Origin of the sequence: Mycobacterium palustre (assembly GCF_002101785.1) — a bacterium.
GTDB lineage: Bacteria > Actinomycetota > Actinomycetes > Mycobacteriales > Mycobacteriaceae > Mycobacterium > Mycobacterium palustre.
Map to the genome: position 1 here is coordinate 1 of NZ_LQPJ01000048.1, position 1,189 is coordinate 1,189.

At 67.6% G+C, this 1,189-nt stretch carries 1 protein-coding gene; it reads right to left on the reverse strand.

Translation table 11 applies throughout. The annotated features are described in order from the left end of the window. On the reverse strand, positions 1-1,189 hold a 1,189-nt coding region (locus AWC19_RS03830), incomplete at both ends, for an acyl-CoA dehydrogenase family protein (protein WP_085076766.1).

A 1,189-nucleotide genomic window follows, 5' to 3' on the forward strand; every position in this document is an offset into this window, starting at 1 on the left:
AGAGCAGTGTGGTGTTGGGTTCGAGGCCGAGCAGGTGGCGGCCGTAGAGTTCTTGGGCGCTGGTGGGTTGTTGCAGCGCGTGCAGCGACAGGGCGTGGGCGTCGCGGAAGTAGCGCTGGATGGGCACCGAGTTCTGGATCGCGGAGGCGCCGCTGGCGTGATAAAGGGTGGTGACGCACTCGCGGGAGTACCTGGTGACCTGCGCCAAATACGCCCGGGTCCGGACCCGCTCATCGAGCGATACCGGGATGCCCAGCTCGCAGGCGCCGTCGATGAGCGCTCCGATGCGCGCGGTGTACATCTCGGCGATCTCCAGCGCGTACTGGGCCTCGGCCACCTGCAAATGAGTGATCGGCGCCTGCGTGGCATCGGCGTAGCTGGTGTAGGTGATGGCCCGCCCCGGCAGCCGCTCGAGGAACACATCCATCGCCCCCCGCGCAATCCCCAACATGGTTGCAGGCTGAATCCCGAGAAAAAGATTCATGGCGGGGCGGTTGTAGTACGGGTTGTCCGATTTGGCGCGCGGCACGAAGGTGCCGGCGGCCAGGTCGGGAATCGGGATCACCCGCGACTGGGGCACGAACAGGTCCTCGGCGGTGATCTTGTTGGTGGCCGTGCCGGCCATCCCCGAGGCGTCCCAGGTGTCGTGCACGGTGACCGAGGAGGTCGGCACCAAACACGCGATCGGGGTCGGGCCCTTGGCCGGGTCTTCGCTGGCGCACATGCACGCCAACGCCACCCAGTTGCTGTGCTTGCCGGCAGTGTTCCACATCCACACCCCCGAGACCTGCACGCCCCCATCGACCGGCTGCGCTTTGCCCGTCGGGGCGATCAGGCCGGTGATCCTCAAGTCGGGGGTGGCCAGGATCTCCTCGGCGGCCTCATCGGCGACGAACCCCACCCAGGTGTTCATCGCGGTGATGATCGCGACCATCCAGCCGGTGGAGGGGTCCCCGCGGCTGATCTGGGCCACGATCTCGTTGATCTCGGTGATGCTGGCCTCCAGGCCGCCGTGGTCTTTGGGCAACGTCAGCTTGAACACGCCCGCCGCCGTCAGGTCGGCCAGGTTCTCGGGCAACATCCCGCGCTGCAGCTCGGTCTCGCGGGCCCGCTCACGCAGCGTGTCCACCAACGCATCCACCCGCGACCGCACACCGGCCACCGTCAACTCGGCGTCAGCAACGGCCTC